An 18,236-nucleotide genomic window follows, 5' to 3' on the forward strand; every position below is an offset into this window, starting at 1 on the left:
TTAAGCCTGTTCCAACTTGGTTTCAACACGGGTTGCGGAAGCTGGGATCTTCCCGGCCGCTACCAGACGCTTGTGCTGCTCGGCTTCGATGCGCTCGATCACGTCGACCGGCACCATGTAGCCCTGATCGTCACGTGCTGCGTGGATCACGAAGTAGATGACAGTGCCGGCCAGGCTGGCGATTGCCAACCACCAGATGTGCCAGATCATCGCGAAACCGAACACGGTCAGCAGTGCGCCCATCACCACGCCAGTGGCGGTGTTGTTCGGCATGTGGATCGGTTCGTACTTGGCCGGAGCCTTGTACGCAGTACCGTTTTCCTTGGCCTCGGTGAACGGATCGATGCAGTCTGCTTTTGGCAGTACAGCGAAGTTGTAGAACGGAGGTGGCGACGAGGTCGACCATTCCAGGGTATGGGCATTCCACGGGTCACCGTGTTCGCACATGTTTTCCGGCTTGTTGCGGTCACGCACCGACACGTACAGCTGGATCAGCTGGCAGGCGATACCCACAGCGATCATCACCGCACCGAACATGGCAACGTACAGGTACGGTACCCACTCAGGGTTGGTGGTGGCGTTCAGACGACGGGTCATGCCCATGAAGCCCAGAGCGTAGAGCGGCATGAACGCGACGAAGAAGCCCGAGATCCAGAACCAGAACGCTGCTTTACCCCAGCCTTCGTGCAGCTTGAAGCCGAACGCTTTCGGGAAGTAGAAGCCGAAGCCTGCGATGTAGCCGAATACCGCGCCGCCGATGATCACGTTGTGGAAGTGAGCGATCACGAACAGGCTGTTGTGCAGAACGAAGTCAGCACCCGGGATGGCCAGCAGTACGCCGGTCATGCCGCCGATGGCGAAGGTCACCATGAAGCCCAGGGTCCACAGAACCTGGCTGGTGAAGCGCAGACGGCCCTGGTAGATGGTGAACAGCCAGTTGAACAGTTTCACACCCGTCGGGATGGAAATCAGCATCGTCGCCAGACCGAAGAAGGCGTTGACGCTGGCACCCGAACCCATGGTGAAGAAGTGGTGCAGCCAAACCATGAAGCCCAGTACCGAGATCGCGCCCGAGGCGTAGATCATCGAGTGGTGGCCGAACAGTTTCTTGCCGGTGAAGGCGGAGATGACTTCCGAGAAAATGCCGAACGCCGGCAGGATCAGGATGTAAACCTCAGGGTGGCCCCATGCCCAGAACAGGTTGACGTACATCATTGGATTGCCACCAAGTTCATTGGTGAAAATGTGGAAATCCATGTAACGGTCAAGGGTCAGCAGTGCCAGGGTAGCGGTCAGGATCGGGAACGAAGCCACGATCAGAACGTTTGCCCAGGTGCAGGTCCAGGTGAAGATCGGCATGTCCATCAGTTTCATGCCAGGGGTACGCATTTTCAGCACGGTCGCGAGGAAGTTAACCCCCGTTAACGTTGTACCCAGACCCGATAGCTGTAGCGCCCAGATGTAGTAGTCCATCCCCACGCCAGGGCTGTATTGCAGACCCGACAGCGGTGGATAGGCAACCCAGCCGGTCTTGGCGAATTCGCCGACGCCCAGGGACAGGTTGATCAGCACGACGCCGGACACCAGCAGCCAGAAGCTCAGGGAGTTCAGGAACGGGAACGCAACGTCACGCGCGCCGATCTGCAGCGGCACTGCAAGGTTCATCAGGCCGGTGAAGAATGGCATCGCCATGAAGATGATCATGATCACACCGTGAGCGGTGAAGATCTGGTCATAGTGTTCAGGTGGCAAGTAGCCAGGCGAACCCTCGGTGGCCATGGCCAGCTGGGTACGCATCATGATGGCGTCGGCAAAACCGCGCAGCAGCATGACCATGGCGACGATGATGTACATCACGCCGATTTTCTTGTGGTCGACCGAAGTCAGCCACTCGGTCCACAGGTAAGTCCACTTCTTGAAGTAGGTGATTGCAGCGAACAACGCCAGACCACCGAGCGCGATCATCGAGATGGTGACCATCACGATCGGCTCGTGGAAAGGGATCGCTTCCCAACTTAATTTACCAAACATCGTTTACTCCTCTGCCCCGGCAGCTGAATGCGAATTCGAGTCCATATCCGTTGCCGCCACTTCTTTCTCTTTCTTCTCGTGCTTCAGCGGCTTGCCCGGTTTCATGCCTTCGTACTTGTCGACGATGGTCTGGAACAGGTTCGGCGTGACCGAGGAGTAGAGCTCGACTGGATTGTTCTGGCTTGGCTTGGCAAGGGCTGCGTATTCAGCTGGTTCAAGCTGTTTAGGTGCCTTTTTGACTTCACTTACCCAGGCGTCGAAATCTTCCTGAGAAGTTGCGATCGCTTTGAATTTCATACCGGTGAAACCAGCGCCGCTGTAGTTGGCGGAGATGCCGTCCATTTCAGCGTTGCGGTCAGCGATCAGGTGCAGCTTGGTGGTCATGCCCGCCATCGCGTAGATCTGGCCGCCCAGGCCCGGGATGAAGAACGAGTTCATCACCGCGTCCGAAGTGATCCGGAAGTTAACTGGCGTGTGCGCCGGGAACACGATCTTGTTGACCGTGGCGATGCCTTGTTCCGGGTAGATGAACAGCCACTTCCAGTCCAGCGCGACCACTTCGATGGTCACAGGCTTGACGTCGGATTCGATCGGACGATACGGATCCAGCGAGTGGGTCGACTTGTAGGTGATGTAACCCAGGGCAATGATGATCAGGACCGGAATGGTCCAGACTGCCACTTCGATCTTGGTCGAGTGCGACCATTTCGGGGTGTAGACGGCGTTCTTGTTGGAGGCGCGGTACTTCCAGGCGAACAGGAAGGTCATGACGATGACCGGCACAACGACCAACAGCATCAGCAGCGTGGCGGTGATGATCAGGTTGCGCTGTTCCAGGCCGACCTGGCCCGTTGGATTGAGCAAGGTCATGTTGCAGCCTCCCAGCAACAACGTGCCGAGCAGCGGCACTAGGCCTAGTAATCTGGGGTACCTGTTTTTACTCATCTCACGACCTCTAAAGCAGCTTGCGCAATGCAGTTGGGTTTTGATCGCCAACACTTCACCCTGCCAAGGGTTGGCATTTTCTTTGGATTGAATAAGGGCCGCCCGTCGCGCGTCAGACGCTCGACAAAACCTGGGACAGCGGTCAGTTCTTATTCGAATTCGTGGTCAAAGGCCTTGTTACAGACCAATTCCATTTGGTGCGGAAAGTTGGAAGGCACCGACACCTGGGTGTCTCGCAAGCCTCTCGGCTGCTCGACACCCGACTTCCTGCTCGCCTCCTTAATAAAGGCTGAACAGTGCCGGGAATTCAGTGCGGGCGATTGTAGATAGGTAGCGCCCTATACACCATGTCTTATCCCGAAATAATTTTTATCGCTCTGAGCAACAATCCATCACCGTTTTTGCAAAAGTTCCGCATGTTATCGAAATCGATTCTCAACAAAAACACCAAAAAATGTAGGTCTATCGGCCTCAGTTCAGACAGCTCCGAGGGCTTTTTCCCACGGCGCGATCCGCGCAAAGCCCGATATGCCAAGGCTTTTGGCCATCTGCCGGACTCTGTTAAAACTGCCTGATCCGGCACACGCGTGCAAAAACCGAAAAACGCTGAAACAGACCAATCCTTTTTTGTAACAGCACTCCAATCCGGGCCTGTGAAACGAGCTGCGACACGGCCTGTGTGACAACATGTCGCACACCTGTCGCACCCTTCCTTGCCGTTCGTCACGGTGTTTTCACACAGACCCTGAAATGCAAAACGCCTCGATCTGCGTCACCGCAAATCGAGGCGTTTGGTTTATCGGCGCACGCGCCGAAAAGTTGATTCAGCGCAACGCTTTTCGGTTACGCGAGGTCAGCAGCGGCACCAGGATCACCACCAGCACGAAGGCAACGAGTGCCCATTGCGCCAGCGACAGGCCGAGGATAGGCGGGTACGGCGTCGAGCAGAAACCGTCGACCTGGAAGCCCAGCGGGAAGATCTTCGCCAGCGGCAGGTCATCGACGATCGGCTGCAACACATCGATGCCGCAGCTCACCGCCGGATAGAACTGGGTGTACACGTGATGCCCGGCGACACCGGCCCCGGCGATGGCACAAATCACCACCAGCACCTCGAACACCGTGATGCTGCGCCGGGTGCGCATGGCCGCGCCGATGAACGCGAACAGCGCGATCAGCAGCAACGCATAACGCTGCAGGATGCACAGCGGGCACGGCGCCTCGCCCAGCACGATCTGCATGTACAGCGCGCCGCCGATCAGCGCCAGGCAGATGATGCCCAGCAACACCAGATAGCGCCGCTCACGTCCCAATCGAATCGTTTCCTCGCTCATCGCGTTTCCCTTTCATGTCCATGGTTCAGCTGGCCGGCGGCTGCGCTTGCAGTTGCGCCATCAGGCTGATGTTGTCTTCGATATGCCAATTGGCCGCGATGCGACCGTTGTCGATCTGATAGATATCGGTTGCCCGGAAGTCTACACGCTGGCCCTGCCCTTTGAGAGCCTTGAACGTGCCGGTGAAATGCCCGCGAAAGTGCAGATGCACCACCACGCGATCCCCGGCGACGATCATTTGCTCGATCTCGCAATTCAAGTCCGGCACCGCCGTGCGAAAGAACTTCGACGCCAGCAGCGGCCCGGTCGGCCCCTGCACCCGGCCTTCCGGCGGGGTCTTGTCGACGAACTGCGGCGACAGGGCGGCGGTGGCCAGCGCCTCTTCGCCCGTGTTCCAGAAACTGCCGTAACGCCGCGCCGCCAGCTCCATCGCATCACGCAGGGCCTTGGGCAGACTCTGATCGACGATCAGGGTCTGGGGTTCGATCAAGGCGGATTCGGCGAACGCGAACGGACTGGACAACAAGGCCACCGACAGGCCCAACGTGGCCAGGCTGAAACGACGGGAAGAGGCGAAGTGCGACATGGGGGCGATCCTGATCATGTAAACGAACGAGCGCCTATCATCAGCATCGGGGAATAAACGATAAACCGGTTAAGAAACGATTAACCTTTAAACAGAATTTAAGAATCAGGGCCGAGTAATGGCCTTCGCGAGCAAGCTCGCTCCCACAAGAATCAAACTTGTAGGAGCGAGCTTGCTCGCGAATGAAGGCGACTCGGTTCCGGATTATTCCAGAGCAGCAGCCGGCCCGAAGAACTCGTAACGGCTCTGCTTCTCCGGCACACCCAGTGCCTTCAGGTGACGCTTGATCGCTCCCATGAAACCTTTCGGCCCCAGGAAGTAAGCGTCCACATCACGCTCCGCCGGCAGCCACTTGCCCAGTTGCTCCTCGCTCAACAATCCGACCTTGTCCGCCGCTGGGCTCACGCCGTCATCTTCGGCGTAGCAATAAAAACGCTTGAGCTGCGGATGACGCGCGGCCAGACCATCGATCCAGTCACGGAACGCGTGCACGCTGCCGTTGCGCGCGCTGTGGATGAAGTACACCGGACGCTCGGTTTCCAGCGCCGCTTCCAGCATCGCCAGCGTCGGAGTGATGCCGACGCCGCCGCTGATCAGCACCAGCGGTTTGTCGCTGGCAGTCAGGGTGAACTCGCCCGATGGCGGGAACAGCTTAATGCTGGCGCCGACGTGCAGTTGATCGTGCAAGTAATTGGAGGCACGACCGCCCGGTTCGCGTTTGACGCTGATGCGGTACTGGCCTTTGTTGGCCAGGGCCGACAGCGAGTAGTTGCGGCGGATTTCTTCGCCGTCGAGGATCAGCTTCATGCCGATGTACTGGCCTGGCTCGGCTGCGAGGATCGGGCCTTTGTCCGCTGGCTCGAAGTAGAACGAAATGATTTCCGCGCTCTCCTCGACCTTGGCCGCGACGATGAATTCACGCGCCCCGCGCCAGCCGCCGACGGCTTGCTCTTTCTGGTCATAAATGGCGGTTTCGGCGCCGATCAGGATATCGGCCAGTTGACCGTAGGCTGCGCCCCAGGCGCTCATCACTTCCGGCGTGGCGATTTCTTCGCCGAGTACTTCGGAGATGGCGCGCAGCAGGCAGGTGCCGACGATCGGGTAGTGTTCCGGCAGGATTTGCAGGGCTACGTGCTTGTTGATGATCTTGGCCACAAGATCGCCCAACTGGTCGAGTTGATCGATGTGGCGGGCGTACATCAATACGCCGTTGGCCAGGGCGCGGGGCTGGTCACCGCTGGCCTGGTGGGCCTGGTTGAACAGCGGGCGGACTTCCGGGTACTCGGAGAGCATCATCCGGTAGAAATGGGTGATCAGCGCTTCACCGCCGCTTTCCAGCAGAGGCACAGTGGATTTGACGATGGCACGATCCTGGACGCTAAGCATAAGGGTGACTCCTGAGCTTTCTCTAAAAGTGCCTTATCCATTCCAGTATTCGTGCCAACTATTTTTTCTATATAAATCAATAGCTTGAAAATTATGTAGTCAGATCGACACAAGCCACTCTATAGTCGCTTCGACTACAACGTGTCTCTTTGACTACAAGCCTATGTCCGCCAAATCATTGCTCACCGCCCTGCTCCCACTGGTCTCCGACCTGTCCCGCGAACTGCCCGAAGGCGAGCGCTATCGACGCCTGCTCGAGGCCATGCGCGCCCTGCTGCCCTGCGATGCCGCCGCACTGCTGCGCCTCGATGGTGAATGGCTGGTGCCGCTGGCGGTGGATGGCTTGAGCACCGACACTCTTGGTCGACGCTTCAAGGTCAGCGAACACCCGCGCTTTGAAGTGCTGCTGGCCGGCGAAGGGCCGACCCGTTTTGCCGCCGACAGCGACTTGCCCGATCCGTATGACGGACTGGTAGACGGCCTCGACGATCATCTTGAAGTTCACGACTGCCTCGGCTGTCCGTTGTTCGTCGATGAAAAGCTTTGGGGTCTGATTACCCTCGACGCACTCGATCCAGAGCGTTTCGAGCCGATCGAACTCGACGCCTTGCAAGCCTTCGCCAGCCTCGCCTCGGCCACTGTGAATGCCGCCGAACGCATCGAACGCCTGGCCATCCGCGCCGAGGACGAACACCAGCGCGCCGAGGTCTATCGCCAGGCCAGCGGTCAGCAGAACCGTGAAATGATCGGCCAGAGCAAAGCGCATAAACGGCTGGTGGAAGAGATCAACCTGGTCGGCGGCAGCGACCTGACTGTGCTGATCACCGGGGAAACCGGGGTCGGCAAGGAACTGGTGGCCCAGGCCATCCACGCCGCTTCCAAGCGCGCCGACAAACCGATCATCAGCCTCAACTGCGCGGCCCTGCCGGACACGCTGGTGGAAAGCGAACTGTTCGGCCACGTGCGCGGCGCCTTCACCGGCGCCACCAGCGACCGGCGCGGCAAGTTCGAACTGGCCAATGGCGGCACGCTGTTTCTCGATGAAGTCGGCGAGTTGTCGCTGACCGTCCAGGCCAAGCTGTTGCGGGTGTTGCAGAGCGGCCAGTTGCAGCGCCTGGGTTCGGACAAGGAGCATCAGGTCGACGTGCGCCTGATCGCCGCGACCAACCGCGACCTGGCCGAAGAAGTACGCAGCGGCCGCTACCGCGCCGACTTCTATCATCGCCTCAGCGTCTACCCGTTGCGGGTCCCGGCGCTGCGTGACCGGGGGCGCGATGTGTTGTTGCTCAGCGGTTACTTCCTGGAACAGAACCGCTCGCGCATGGGCCTCAACAGCCTGCGCCTGAACAGCGATGCCCAGGAAGCGTTGCTGGCCTACACCTGGCCGGGCAATGTGCGGGAACTGGAGCATTTGATTGGGCGCAGCGCGCTGAAGGCGCTGGGCAACTGCAAGGTGCGGCCGAAGATTCTCAGCCTGAGCGCCATGGATCTCGACCTGCCGCGCGAGGTTGTGGATAACTCGCCGATGCCGTCCGAAGCGACTGCCGCCCTGCCATTGATCAGCGGAGATCTGCGTGCAGCCACCGAGCAGTATCAGCGGCAGCTGATCAGTGCAGCGCTTGAGCGCAATCAGGACAACTGGGCCAGTGCCGCGCGTGAACTGGGGCTGGACCGGGCGAATCTGGGGCGGATGGCGAAGCGGTTGGGGATGAAATAAAAGTCCCGCCGTCGGATTGGCGCCAGAATCCCTAAAGCCTGCCGGTTACAAGTCGATAACCCGGCATCGATACCTGCTGGCGATCCGTGCGATTGCCGCTCACCTTTTTCCACAGAAGGTTTTTATGTCTTCCAACAAAGCCCGCGCAGATTCACTTTCGCTTCTGCTGTTTACCTTGCGCAGCGGCAAGCTGATGGCGATCAACCTGCTGAAGGTCAGTGAAATCATCCCCTGCCCGCCGCTGACCAAGCTGCCGGAGTCACACCCGCACGTTAAAGGTATCGCCACTTTGCGCGGTGCTTCGCTGTCGGTGATCGACCTGAGCCGCGCCATCGGCGAGCGGCCGCTGGAAGATCCGAACGGCGGCTGCCTGATCGTCACCGACGTCAGCCGTTCGAAACAGGGCCTGCACGTGCAGGCGGTGAGCAAGATCGTGCATTGCCTGACCACCGACATCAAACCGCCGCCGTTCGGTTCCGGCGGTTCGCGCGCCTACATCACCGGCGTGACTTCGGTGGACGGCACGCTGGTGCAGGTGCTGGACATCGAAAAAGTCATCCACGGCATCGCCCCGGCGCAGATCGAAATGGCCCCGACCGAGCTGAGCATGGAAGACGCCGAAGTCCTGGGCAACGCGCGGATTCTGGTGGTCGACGACAGCCAGGTGGCGCTGCAGCAATCGGTGCACACCCTGCGCAACCTCGGCCTGCAATGCCACACCGCGCGCAGCGCCAAGGAAGCCATCGACTGCCTGCTGGACCTGCAAGGCACGGCGCAGCAGATCAACCTGATCGTCTCCGACATCGAAATGTCCGAGATGGACGGCTACGCCTTCACCCGCACCCTGCGCGAAACCCCGGACTTCGCTCACCTCTACGTGCTGCTGCACACCTCGCTGGACAGCGCGATGAACAGCGAAAAGGCCCGCCTCGCCGGCGCCAACGGCGTGCTGACCAAGTTCTCCTCGCCGGAGCTGACCCACTGCCTGATCGAAGCGGCCAAATTCGTCGCGGCCCAAGGCCACTGAGTCTTGAGCGAGACGTTCTGCTTCCTGATGCGGCGCGACCTGAGCCAGGACGTGCCCGCCATCGAATGGCCGAACGGTATCGAACTCACGACCTACAGCGCCGAACGCGCATCCGCCGTGCATGAACTGATGCAAATCGGTTACCGCGAAGGCGGTGGTCGGGTGCCGGCGCTGGACGTCTGGCAACAGCAGTTCGAAAACGATCCGGAATACGATCCGGCACTGTGTTTCATCGCCAGCGATGCCGACGGCGTCATCGGCGTGGCGCAATGCTGGACCAGTTCCTACATCAAGAATCTGGTGGTGCATCCTCGCGCCCAGGGCCGTGGACTGGGTCGGGCGTTGTTGCTTCATGCGTTCAAGGCGTTTCAGGATCGACGCGAAGGATATGTCGACCTGAAGGTGCTGGAAGACAACCGGCGAGCGCAGCGCTTGTACGAAATGTCTGGAATGTACGTGGTTCGCCGGGAATTGGTGCCGGACTGACAAACTAAAATCCTGCGGCATACTCCAACCTTGGCGATCAACTTCCAAGGATGCCCGAACCATGAAACGCCTCGCCCTCTCCGTGCTTTGCCTCATCGCCCCGTTGGCCCACGCCTCCAGCCCCGACGCCTGGGCGGCCTACGACAAAACCGTGCTCGCCAGCTGCACCAAGGCCAGCGGCCTGAAAAACGCCAAACCGGTCGGCAACGCCGCGCAATTCGATGACCGGGTCGGCTACACCGCCCTGTTGCTGCAAGGCCAGTACCCGCAAAAACACATGAAGGGCCAGCAAGGCACCGAGCTGTGCCTGTACAACAAGAAGTCCAAAACCGCGTACGTCACCGAATGGGACTCGATCCGCCCGACCGCCAAGCCCTGAGCGAATGGCGCACAACTTGCTTCACTCCGGGCCTGTACGGCGGCTTTATGTCGCCGATTCATACCCTGATTGAAGATTGCCCGCTCAATGAATACGACCTTTTCCTGCGTAGGTTGCGGCAAATGCTGCACCGATCACCATGTGCCCCTGACCCTGGCCGAAGCCCGCATGTGGGCGGCCGACGGCGGTCAGGTGATCGTGCTGGTGGAGGCGTTTCTCGCCAACGGCCTGGGCCTGCCGGAACAGCAGCGCGAACATGCGCAACGGCGTTCGGCGGTGGTGCGCAGCGGGATGTCCGACGCCCATGTGGCGATCACTTTCGCCGCCTACAACGTCGGCCCCTGCCGGAATCTTGACGAAGACAAGCTGTGCCGCATCTATGAACGCCGGCCGCTGGTGTGCCGTATCTATCCCGCCGAAATCAATCCGCACATCCCACTCAACCCCGCCGCCAAGGACTGCCCGCCGGAGTCGTGGGAGCAAGGACCGGACCTGATCGTCGGCGGTGAACTGGTGGATCAGGAACTGGTGACGCTGATCCAGCGTTCCCGCCAGGCAGATCGCGACGACATCCGAATCAAGGATGCGATCTGCGGCTTGCTCGGCATCCGCACCACCGCGCTCAAGGGCGACGGTTTTACCGCGTACCTGCCGGACATGGGCGCGTTTGCCTCGGTGATCGATCAGGTCACGGCGCAGCCATTGAGCGAAGTTTCCAGCGAATGGCTGTTCCATGTCTCCGGCGACGACATCGCCGGGCAAGTGCGGGCGGCCGGGGCACAAGTGGTGTCCGAACCGCCGCAGACCTACGCGTTCATTTCACTGCGAGCAGCCTAAGCGCCCTGCCGCCGCCCCCAGAATTCCCGCGCCAGCGAACGCAAATCCCCCGCCAGCCCCGCCACATCCTGTGAGTTGAGCTGGCTCTGCCGCCCCTCATCCACCGTCAATTCACAGGCCGTGCGAATACTGACGATGTTACGGTTGATGTCCTCGCTCACCGCACTTTGCTCCTCGACCGCCGCCGCGATTTGCAGACTCATCTCGGTGATCTGCTCGACCCGTCCGCTGATGCCGTCCAATGCCCGGGCCGCACGCTGCGCCTGTTCGACGCTGTTATCCACATGCTCGCTGCTCTGCTGCATCACCAGCACCGCATCCCGCGCGCCGTTTTGCAGGGTGCTGATCATCCTTTGAATCTCGTTGGTCGACTGCTGAGTGCGCTGGGCCAGACCGCGCACCTCATCGGCTACCACCGCAAACCCGCGCCCGGCATCCCCGGCCCGCGCCGCTTCGATCGCCGCGTTGAGCGCCAGTAGATTGGTCTGCTCGGCGATGCTGCGAATCACCTCCAGCACTCCGGAAATCTCACTGCTGTGGCCTTCGAGCTGATGAATAACCTCAGTCGCCCGCCCCAACTCCTCGGCCAGCCGCAACACCGCACTGCGACTTTCGCCGACCAGCAGATGACCTTCACGGGTTTCCGTCCCAGCCATATCCGCCGCCACCGACGCCTGCTGCGCATGGCTGGCGACCTCGGCCACACTGGCCGCCATCTGATGAATCGCCGCCGCCACCTGATCGGTTTCCGCCTGCTGCGCCAGCGTGCTGGTGTGACTGCTGTGCAGATGATCCACCAATTGCGCCGCATGCCCGGCCAACCGCTGCGAGGCATCACCGATCCGCCCCACCACTGCACCGACCTGCGCTTCGAGCATCTGCAACGCAAACTCGATCTGCCCGAACTGATCCCGCCGCCCGGTATAAATCCCCAGACTCAACGGGTTGTCGGCAATCACCCGCGCACGCTCGGTCAGACGCTCCAGCGGCCGCAGCAACCAACCCACGCCCAGCGCACACGCACCACTGCCGGCCACCAACGCAGCGGCTTCGATCCCGATGGACTCCGGCCGCAGCCAGGCTTCAATCCCCAGCACCACCGCAAGCACCGAACTGGTCAACACCATGATCCGCGCCCGCAAACTCAGGCTCGGCAGCCGCTGCCACCGCGCCACCCGCCCCTCGCGCAACTGCGCATACGCCCGCTCTGCCGACGCAATCTGCCGCGCATCCGGCCGCGTGCGCACCGACTGATACTCCACCGCCGCACCGTTCTGCGTGACCGGCGTGACATAGGCACTGACCCAGTAGTGATCACCGTTCTTGCAACGATTCTTCACCAGCCCCATCCACGACCGCCCACGCTTGAGCGTCTGCCACATATGGGCAAACGCCTGCGCCGGCATGTCCGGATGACGCAGCAAATTGTGCGGCGCACCCAGCAGCTCGTCGCGGCTGTAACCGCTGATCTTGATGAAATCGTCGTTGGCGTAGGTGATCGCGCTGGTCAGATCGGTGGTCGAGAGAATGTTCGCATCCGGCGCAACATCGACATTGCGCCCGGTCACCGGGAGATTGATCTTCATGGAAAGCGCGCTCGTTTTATTGGAAAGAGTCGGCAGGGCTGCTGACTCTAAGCGCACTAACTGGTTAAACGTTGATCTGGCTCAGGAACTGAGCAATTAGCCATCACTGTGACCGAAAATCACAGCGAGGGCCGAGGCGGGAATGAATCAGCGCTTGCCCATCGAACGGCGAGTGCCTGACGGCGCCACACCCGGAATCTTGGCGTGACGATCACCGTCCTTGCCCTTGAACTGCGGCTGCTTGGCCGCTTTGCCAGCCGCCAGCTCACCTGGCTTGAACGGAAACTTGAACGCAGGAATGGTCGGCTTGGATTCGCCGGCCTCGGCCAGCTCTGCCGGGACATCGCTCACAGCGTTGTCGATTGGGGAAGTCATGAAAGCTCCGCGAAGCAAAAAGACCGGCCCGGTGGACGAGCCGCGAAAGCGCGCAGTATACCTTCCTTCCACCTGCCAGCATCCTCCTTCCATCAAAGTCTCTCCATCCGTAACCGAACCTCAGCCAGCAACAGGGAAGCACTCTTCAGCAGCTGTGAGAGCAGCGCCTCGTCTTCGTCCATATAGCCTTCGTACTCCGCCAGATTTCGTCGCTCGTGACATAAAGCAAACAATCGGACTTCAACTCTGCTCACCTGCGCTGTATGAATCAGGCATTGAAATACCAGATAACGCTTGTCAGACCGGTAGCCGCTCAAACGCAGCGCTGTCAGCGCCAACGCATGAGCCGCGTTGTATCCCAGGTCGAAGCGACTCGCGAAAGACAGCTTCGAAGTTTGTGCATCCCTCAGTCGATCAACTGCTGAACGCAGCAGCCCTTCGCACTCCTTGCGATCGGGGGGCTCCGCTTTCAGCCCACCACTACGTAGAAGGTTCTCGAGGTTCTCGTTGTTGCCCATCCGTGGACTCCAGAGGGTTTGACCCTATCAGATTGATTTTTTCATGCTGGGCTACCCGTACGACAAAGCTGTTCTGCGCCGCAAGTTTCGCGGCCCAATCATCGCTGGTGTATAGCGTCGGGTTGATGGGGCGGCCCAGTTGCTCTTCCAGAGGCATCAGCTGTTCCATTACTTCGCTGTAGTGCAGACCTTCGCCGATCAGCATGAGATCAATGTCACTGAATGCGTTTGCGCTTTCTCTAGCAATGGAACCGTAGATAAATGCCCACGTGATTTGCCCAGCAAATGGCTGCAACGCCAACCTCAAAGGCTGGGCGATGCCAAAGGTCTTTCGAGCAATCCCCAACAGCTCTGCAAAGATGGGGCAATCGGGATTCGCCTGATAGTGGGTCTGATTGCCCACCCGCGTCATCGACAAAATACCTGCCCGCTGCAAACGGTCGAGCTCACGCATCAGACTGCCTTTACCAACTCCTGCATAGCGTGCGATTTCATTCGCATAAAAGCTTTGATCGGGTTTACCAAACAACAAGCTCAACACCTTTTGCTGAGTATTGGTGAACAAGGCTTCACCGAGGGAAAGGTTTTCCACGTCAAACACCAAAAGTCCCAAAAAGGGAACGATAGGTCTCTTTTTGGGACTTATCAACCAACCTGATCAAAAGCCGAAACTGACAGCCGCGACAGCTAGCCGTCACCCTCCTGACCCCCAAACAAGTTTATAAAGACAAAACCTGCCCAAACCCCGTCCCCCTGGCGCCCCACAAGCATGCAAACCCAGAAGAAAAAAGCCCTGCTCGCTATCCTGCTGATCGCCGTCGCAGCCGGGGCCCTGTGGTTCACCCTGAAACCCGCCCCGGCCAAACTCGCAGCCCCCACCGCCATCCCGGTGCGGGTCGTCGCCGTCAGCGAAAAAGACGTCCCCCGCTACACCAGCGGCATCGGCTCGGTCCTCTCACTGCACAGCGTCGTGGTGCGCCCACAAATCGACGGCATCCTCACCAAGCTGTTGGTCAAAGAAGGTCAGTTAGTGAAACAAGGCGACCTGCTCGCCACCATCGACGACCGCTCGATCCGCGCCAGCCTCGATCAGGCCCGCGCACAACTGGGCGAAAGCCAGGCACAACTGCAAGTCGCCCTGGTCAACCTCAAACGCTACAAACTGCTCAGCGTCGACGACGGCGTCTCCAAGCAGACTTACGACCAGCAACAAGCACTGGTCAACCAGCTCAAGGCCACCGCCCAAGGCAACCAGGCCTCGATTGACGCGGCACAGGTACAACTTTCCTACACCCAGATTCGCTCCCCGGTCACCGGCCGCGTCGGGATTCGCACGGTCGACGAAGGCAACTTCCTGCGCATGACCGACACCCAGGGTCTGTTCACCGTGACCCAGATCGACCCGATCGCCGTCGAGTTTTCCCTGCCCCAGCAAATGCTGCCGACCCTGCAAGGCCTGATCAGCGATCCACAGCGCGCACAGGTCAAGGCCTACATCGGCGCCGACACCGACGGCGAAACCGGCAACCTGCTCGGCGAAGGTCACCTGACCCTGATCGACAACCAGATCAACGCCAACACCGGCACCATCCGCGCCAAGGCCGAATTCGACAACCCGAACCAGAAGCTCTGGCCCGGCCTGCTGGTGACGGTAAAGATTCAGACGGCGCTGGATAAAGATGCGCTGGTGGTCCCGCCTACCGTCGTACAGCGAGGTCTGGATCAACACTTCGTGTACCGGGTCAACGGCGACAAGGTTGAAGCCGTGCAGGTGCAGATGGTTTATCAGGGCAGCGGCCAGGACATCATCAAGGGCGTGAAGCCCGGCGACGTACTGGTCAGTGATGGCCAGTCGCGGCTCAAGCCCGGTTCGACCGTGCAGGTCATGAGCGAACCGCCGCAGGTGGTGCAAGCGGAGCCCAAGCCATGAAGCAGCACAAAGGCGTTTCGACCTGGTGCATCGATCACCCGGTGGCGACGATTCTGCTGACCATCGCGCTGGTACTGGTCGGGGTGATTGCCTTCCCGCGCCTGCCGATTGCCCCACTGCCGGAAGCGGAATTTCCTACGATCCAGGTTTCCGCCCAGTTGCCAGGCGCCAGTCCGGACACCATGGCTTCGTCCGTGGCCACGCCGCTGGAGGTGCAATTCAGCGCCATCCCCGGCATGACCCAGATGACCTCCAGCAGTGCGCTGGGCTCCAGCCTGCTGACCCTGCAATTCACCCTCGACAAGAGCATCGACACCGCAGCCCAGGAAGTGCAGGCCGCGATCAACACCGCCGCCGGCAAACTGCCGAAAGACATGCCGACCCTGCCGACCTGGAAGAAGGTCAACCCGGCCGATAGCCCGGTGCTGATCCTCAGTGTCAGCTCCACACAAATGCCCGGCACCGAACTCAGCGACCTTGTGGAAACCCTGCTCGCGCGTCAGATCAGTCAGATCGACGGCGTAGGCCAGATCAACATCACCGGTCAGCAACGTCCGGCGATTCGTGTTCAAGCTTCGGCGGACAAACTGGCGGCCATCGGCCTGACCCTCGCCGATATTCGTGTGGCGATCCAGCAGACCAGCCTCAACCTCGCCAAAGGTGCGCTGTACGGCGACTCGAGCATTTCCACGCTGTCGACCAACGACCAGTTGTTCCATCCCGAGGAATACAGCCAGCTCATCGTTTCCTACAAGGATGGCGCCCCGGTTCACCTCAAAGATGTCGCGAAAGTCGTCAACGGTTCGGAAGATGCCTACGTGCAAGCCTGGGCCGGCGATCGACCGGGCGTGAACCTGGTGATCTCCCGCCAGCCTGGCGCCAACATCGTCGAAACCGTGGACCGGATTCAGGCCGCCCTGCCCGGCCTCGAAGCCATGCTGCCGGCCTCGGTGCAGGTCAAGACCCTGATCGACCGCACCCAGACCATCCGCGCCTCGCTGCATGAAGTGGAAATCACTCTGCTGATCGCGATCCTGCTGGTGGTGGCAGTGATGGCGCTGTTCCTGCGCCAGCTGTCGGCAACGATGATTGTCTCGGCGGTGCTCGGCGTGTCGCTGACTGCCAGTTTCGCGCTGATGTATTTACTCGGCTTCAGTCTGAACAACCTGACGCTGGTGGCCATCGTCGTGGCGGTAGGTTTCGTGGTCGACGATGCGATCGTGGTGGTGGAAAACATTCACCGCCATCTGGAGGCCGGCGACAGCATGCGCGATGCCGCGATCAAGGGCGCCGGCGAGATCGGTTTCACCGTGGTCTCGATCAGTTTCTCGCTGGTGGCGGCGTTCATTCCGCTGCTGTTCATGGGCGGTGTGGTCGGGCGTCTGTTCAAGGAATTCGCCCTGACGGCCACCTCGACCATCATGATTTCCGTGGTGGTATCCCTGACGTTGGCGCCGACGCTGGCGGCGCTGTTCATGCGCAAACCGGTGCATCACGCCCATGACAAACCGGGCTTCAGCGAACGGCTGCTCGGCTGGTACGAAAAAGGCCTGCGCCGCGCCCTCGCCCACCAGAAACTGATGATCGGCGTGTTCGGCATTTCCGTCGCGCTGGCGATTGGCGGCTACGTGTTTATCCCCAAGGGTTTCTTCCCGGTGCAGGACACCGGTTTCGTCCTCGGCACCACCGAAGCCGCCGCCGATATTTCCTACAGCGACATGGTGAAAAAACACCTGGCGATGGCCGAAATCGTCGCCGCCGACCCCGCCGTCCAGGCGTTTTCCCATTCGGTCGGCGTGTCCGGCAGCAACCAGACCATCGCCAACGGCCGCTTCTGGATTGCCCTGAAAAAACGTGGTGACCGCGATGTTTCGGCCAGCCAGTTCATCGACCGCATCCGTCCGCAACTGATGAAAGTCCCCGGCATCGTGCTTTACCTGCGCGCCGGCCAGGACATCAACCTCAGCTCTGGCCCGAGCCGTGCGCAGTATCAATACGTGCTCAAGAGCAACGACGGGCCGACCCTCGCCACCTGGACCCAGAAACTCACCGAAAAGCTGCGCAGCATCCCGGCGTTCCGTGACATTTCCAACGACCTGCAACTGGGCGGCAGCATCACTCACATCAGCATCGACCGCAGCGCCGCTGCGCGTTTCGGCCTGACGGCGAGTGATGTCGACGAGGCGCTGTACGACGCGTTCGGGCAACGGCAGATCAATGAGTTCCAGACACAGGTCAACCAGTACAACGTGATCCTGGAGCTGGACACCAAACAGCGCGGCAAGGCCGAAAGCCTCAATTATTTCTACCTGCGCTCACCGCTCAGTGGGGAAATGGTGCCGCTGTCGGCGCTGGCCCGATTCGACGCGCCGACCATCGGCCCGCTGTCCATCGCCCACGACGGCATGTTTCCGGCCGCCAACCTGTCGTTCAACCTGGCGCCCGGTGTGGCACTGGGCGACGCGGTGATTCTGCTCAATCAGGCCAAGGCTGAGATCGGCATGCCGACCGCCATCAGCGGCAACTTCCAGGGTGCGGCCCAGGCGTTCCAGAGTTCGCTGAAAAGTCAGCCGTGGCTGATTCTCGCGGCGCTGGTGGCGGTGTACATCATTCTCGGCGTGCTCTACGAGAGCTTCGTCCATCCGCTGACGATCATCTCGACCTTGCCGGCGGCGGGTCTTGGCGCGGTGATCATGCTGTGGATCTGCGGCCAGGACTTTTCGATCATGGCGTTGATCGGGCTGGTGCTGCTGATCGGTATCGTCAAGAAGAACGGCATCCTGATGATCGACTTCGCGCTGGAAGCGCAGCGTCATCGCGGGTTGTCGCCGCAGGATGCGATTTTCGAGGCGTGTATCACGCGGTTCCGGCCGATCATCATGACCACCCTCGCCGCCCTGCTTGGCGCCCTGCCGCTGATGCTCGGCTACGGCACCGGCGCCGAACTGCGCCAGCCGCTGGGGATCGCGGTGGTGGGTGGCTTGCTGGTCAGCCAGATGCTGACGCTGTTCACCACGCCGGTCATATACTTGTGGCTTGAGCGGCTGTTCCACAAGCCCAAACCTGCGCCCATCGCGGCGCTGGCAACGACAGACTGAG

Annotated in this window: 16 protein-coding genes and 1 pseudogene; 7 read left to right on the forward strand and 10 right to left on the reverse strand. The window is 60.4% G+C overall.

What is annotated here, in order from left to right:
- From cyoB to hmpA, 5 genes are all read right to left on the reverse strand, one after another.
- On the reverse strand, positions 1 to 2,031 hold the full coding sequence (gene cyoB, locus AC0R79_RS25125) for a cytochrome o ubiquinol oxidase subunit I (protein ID WP_127799800.1): 2,031 nt from the start codon (positions 2,029 to 2,031) through the stop codon (positions 1 to 3).
- Positions 2,032 to 2,034: 3 nt separating this feature from the next.
- The gene (gene cyoA, locus AC0R79_RS25130) at positions 2,035 to 2,976 is read right to left on the reverse strand and encodes a ubiquinol oxidase subunit II (protein ID WP_085606895.1); all 942 of its coding nucleotides are present in this window, start codon (positions 2,974 to 2,976) and stop codon (positions 2,035 to 2,037) included.
- Positions 2,977 to 3,800: 824 nt separating this feature from the next.
- Positions 3,801 to 4,310: a disulfide bond formation protein B gene (locus tag AC0R79_RS25135; protein WP_007956723.1), complete on the reverse strand. Its 510-nt coding sequence runs from the start codon at positions 4,308 to 4,310 to the stop codon at positions 3,801 to 3,803.
- 25 nt (positions 4,311 to 4,335) lie between these two features.
- Positions 4,336 to 4,896: an ester cyclase gene (locus AC0R79_RS25140; protein ID WP_474732066.1), complete on the reverse strand. Its 561-nt coding sequence runs from the start codon at positions 4,894 to 4,896 to the stop codon at positions 4,336 to 4,338.
- A 204-nt stretch (positions 4,897 to 5,100) separates the two neighbouring features.
- On the reverse strand, positions 5,101 to 6,282 hold the full coding sequence (hmpA, locus tag AC0R79_RS25145) for an NO-inducible flavohemoprotein (protein ID WP_474732068.1): 1,182 nt from the start codon (positions 6,280 to 6,282) through the stop codon (positions 5,101 to 5,103).
- Between the two features lie 163 nt (positions 6,283 to 6,445).
- On the opposite strand from hmpA, the gene norR reads away from it, so the two are divergent.
- The 5 genes from norR (at position 6,446) to AC0R79_RS25170 (ending at position 10,728) form a co-directional block, all read left to right on the forward strand.
- A complete protein-coding gene (gene norR / locus AC0R79_RS25150; protein WP_127799804.1) occupies positions 6,446 to 7,999 on the forward strand; it encodes a nitric oxide reductase transcriptional regulator NorR in 1,554 nt (517 codons plus the stop codon).
- Between the two features lie 124 nt (positions 8,000 to 8,123).
- Positions 8,124 to 9,026, forward strand: coding sequence for a chemotaxis protein CheV (locus tag AC0R79_RS25155; protein WP_007956731.1), 903 nt, complete (start codon positions 8,124 to 8,126; stop codon positions 9,024 to 9,026).
- 27 nt (positions 9,027 to 9,053) lie between these two features.
- Complete coding sequence (locus AC0R79_RS25160; protein ID WP_474735187.1) at positions 9,054 to 9,512, forward strand: GNAT family N-acetyltransferase; 459 nt, start codon at positions 9,054 to 9,056, stop codon at positions 9,510 to 9,512.
- A gap of 61 nt (positions 9,513 to 9,573) precedes the next feature.
- A complete protein-coding gene (locus tag AC0R79_RS25165; protein WP_474732071.1) occupies positions 9,574 to 9,891 on the forward strand; it encodes a hypothetical protein in 318 nt (105 codons plus the stop codon).
- An 87-nt stretch (positions 9,892 to 9,978) separates the two neighbouring features.
- A complete protein-coding gene (locus AC0R79_RS25170; protein WP_433898474.1) occupies positions 9,979 to 10,728 on the forward strand; it encodes a YkgJ family cysteine cluster protein in 750 nt (249 codons plus the stop codon).
- Here the strand turns inward: AC0R79_RS25170 and AC0R79_RS25175 are convergent.
- From AC0R79_RS25175 to AC0R79_RS25195, 5 genes and pseudogenes are all read right to left on the reverse strand, one after another.
- The gene (locus AC0R79_RS25175) at positions 10,725 to 11,828 is read right to left on the reverse strand and encodes a methyl-accepting chemotaxis protein (RefSeq protein ID WP_375748051.1); all 1,104 of its coding nucleotides are present in this window, start codon (positions 11,826 to 11,828) and stop codon (positions 10,725 to 10,727) included. The two genes, AC0R79_RS25170 and AC0R79_RS25175, sit on opposite strands and share 4 nt — an antisense overlap.
- Before the next feature lie 204 nt (positions 11,829 to 12,032).
- Positions 12,033 to 12,314: pseudogene (locus AC0R79_RS25180) on the reverse strand (PAS domain-containing protein); the annotation flags it as partial.
- Between the two features lie 147 nt (positions 12,315 to 12,461).
- Complete coding sequence (locus AC0R79_RS25185; protein WP_127799812.1) at positions 12,462 to 12,689, reverse strand: hypothetical protein; 228 nt, start codon at positions 12,687 to 12,689, stop codon at positions 12,462 to 12,464.
- A 92-nt stretch (positions 12,690 to 12,781) separates the two neighbouring features.
- On the reverse strand, positions 12,782 to 13,207 hold the full coding sequence (locus tag AC0R79_RS25190; protein ID WP_127799814.1) for a hypothetical protein: 426 nt from the start codon (positions 13,205 to 13,207) through the stop codon (positions 12,782 to 12,784).
- Complete coding sequence (locus tag AC0R79_RS25195; RefSeq protein ID WP_474732074.1) at positions 13,170 to 13,799, reverse strand: transcriptional regulator; 630 nt, start codon at positions 13,797 to 13,799, stop codon at positions 13,170 to 13,172. Before AC0R79_RS25195 ends, AC0R79_RS25190 begins: the two co-directional genes overlap by 38 nt.
- Before the next feature lie 177 nt (positions 13,800 to 13,976).
- Between AC0R79_RS25195 and AC0R79_RS25200 the strand changes: the two genes are divergently transcribed.
- A complete protein-coding gene (locus tag AC0R79_RS25200; protein ID WP_085606909.1) occupies positions 13,977 to 15,137 on the forward strand; it encodes an efflux RND transporter periplasmic adaptor subunit in 1,161 nt (386 codons plus the stop codon).
- A complete protein-coding gene (locus AC0R79_RS25205; RefSeq protein ID WP_085606911.1) occupies positions 15,134 to 18,235 on the forward strand; it encodes a multidrug efflux RND transporter permease subunit in 3,102 nt (1,033 codons plus the stop codon). Before AC0R79_RS25200 ends, AC0R79_RS25205 begins: the two co-directional genes overlap by 4 nt.
- Position 18,236: the final 1 nt, after the last annotated feature.

Source organism: Pseudomonas sp. HD57-3 (assembly GCF_056113135.1).

Coding starts and splice junctions, on each gene's coding strand:
- cyoB (WP_127799800.1), bottom strand. CDS start 2,031: ATGTTTGGTAAATTAAGTTGGGAAGCGATCCCTTTCCACGAGCCGATC.
- cyoA (WP_085606895.1), bottom strand. CDS start 2,976: ATGAGTAAAAACAGGTACCCCAGATTACTAGGCCTAGTGCCGCTGCTC.
- AC0R79_RS25135 (WP_007956723.1), bottom strand. CDS start 4,310: ATGAGCGAGGAAACGATTCGATTGGGACGTGAGCGGCGCTATCTGGTG.
- AC0R79_RS25140 (WP_474732066.1), bottom strand. CDS start 4,896: ATGTCGCACTTCGCCTCTTCCCGTCGTTTCAGCCTGGCCACGTTGGGC.
- hmpA (WP_474732068.1), bottom strand. CDS start 6,282: ATGCTTAGCGTCCAGGATCGTGCCATCGTCAAATCCACTGTGCCTCTG.
- norR (WP_127799804.1), top strand. CDS start 6,446: ATGTCCGCCAAATCATTGCTCACCGCCCTGCTCCCACTGGTCTCCGAC.
- AC0R79_RS25155 (WP_007956731.1), top strand. CDS start 8,124: ATGTCTTCCAACAAAGCCCGCGCAGATTCACTTTCGCTTCTGCTGTTT.
- AC0R79_RS25160 (WP_474735187.1), top strand. CDS start 9,054: ATGCGGCGCGACCTGAGCCAGGACGTGCCCGCCATCGAATGGCCGAAC.
- AC0R79_RS25165 (WP_474732071.1), top strand. CDS start 9,574: ATGAAACGCCTCGCCCTCTCCGTGCTTTGCCTCATCGCCCCGTTGGCC.
- AC0R79_RS25170 (WP_433898474.1), top strand. CDS start 9,979: ATGAATACGACCTTTTCCTGCGTAGGTTGCGGCAAATGCTGCACCGAT.
- AC0R79_RS25185 (WP_127799812.1), bottom strand. CDS start 12,689: ATGACTTCCCCAATCGACAACGCTGTGAGCGATGTCCCGGCAGAGCTG.
- AC0R79_RS25190 (WP_127799814.1), bottom strand. CDS start 13,207: ATGGGCAACAACGAGAACCTCGAGAACCTTCTACGTAGTGGTGGGCTG.
- AC0R79_RS25200 (WP_085606909.1), top strand. CDS start 13,977: ATGCAAACCCAGAAGAAAAAAGCCCTGCTCGCTATCCTGCTGATCGCC.
- AC0R79_RS25205 (WP_085606911.1), top strand. CDS start 15,134: ATGAAGCAGCACAAAGGCGTTTCGACCTGGTGCATCGATCACCCGGTG.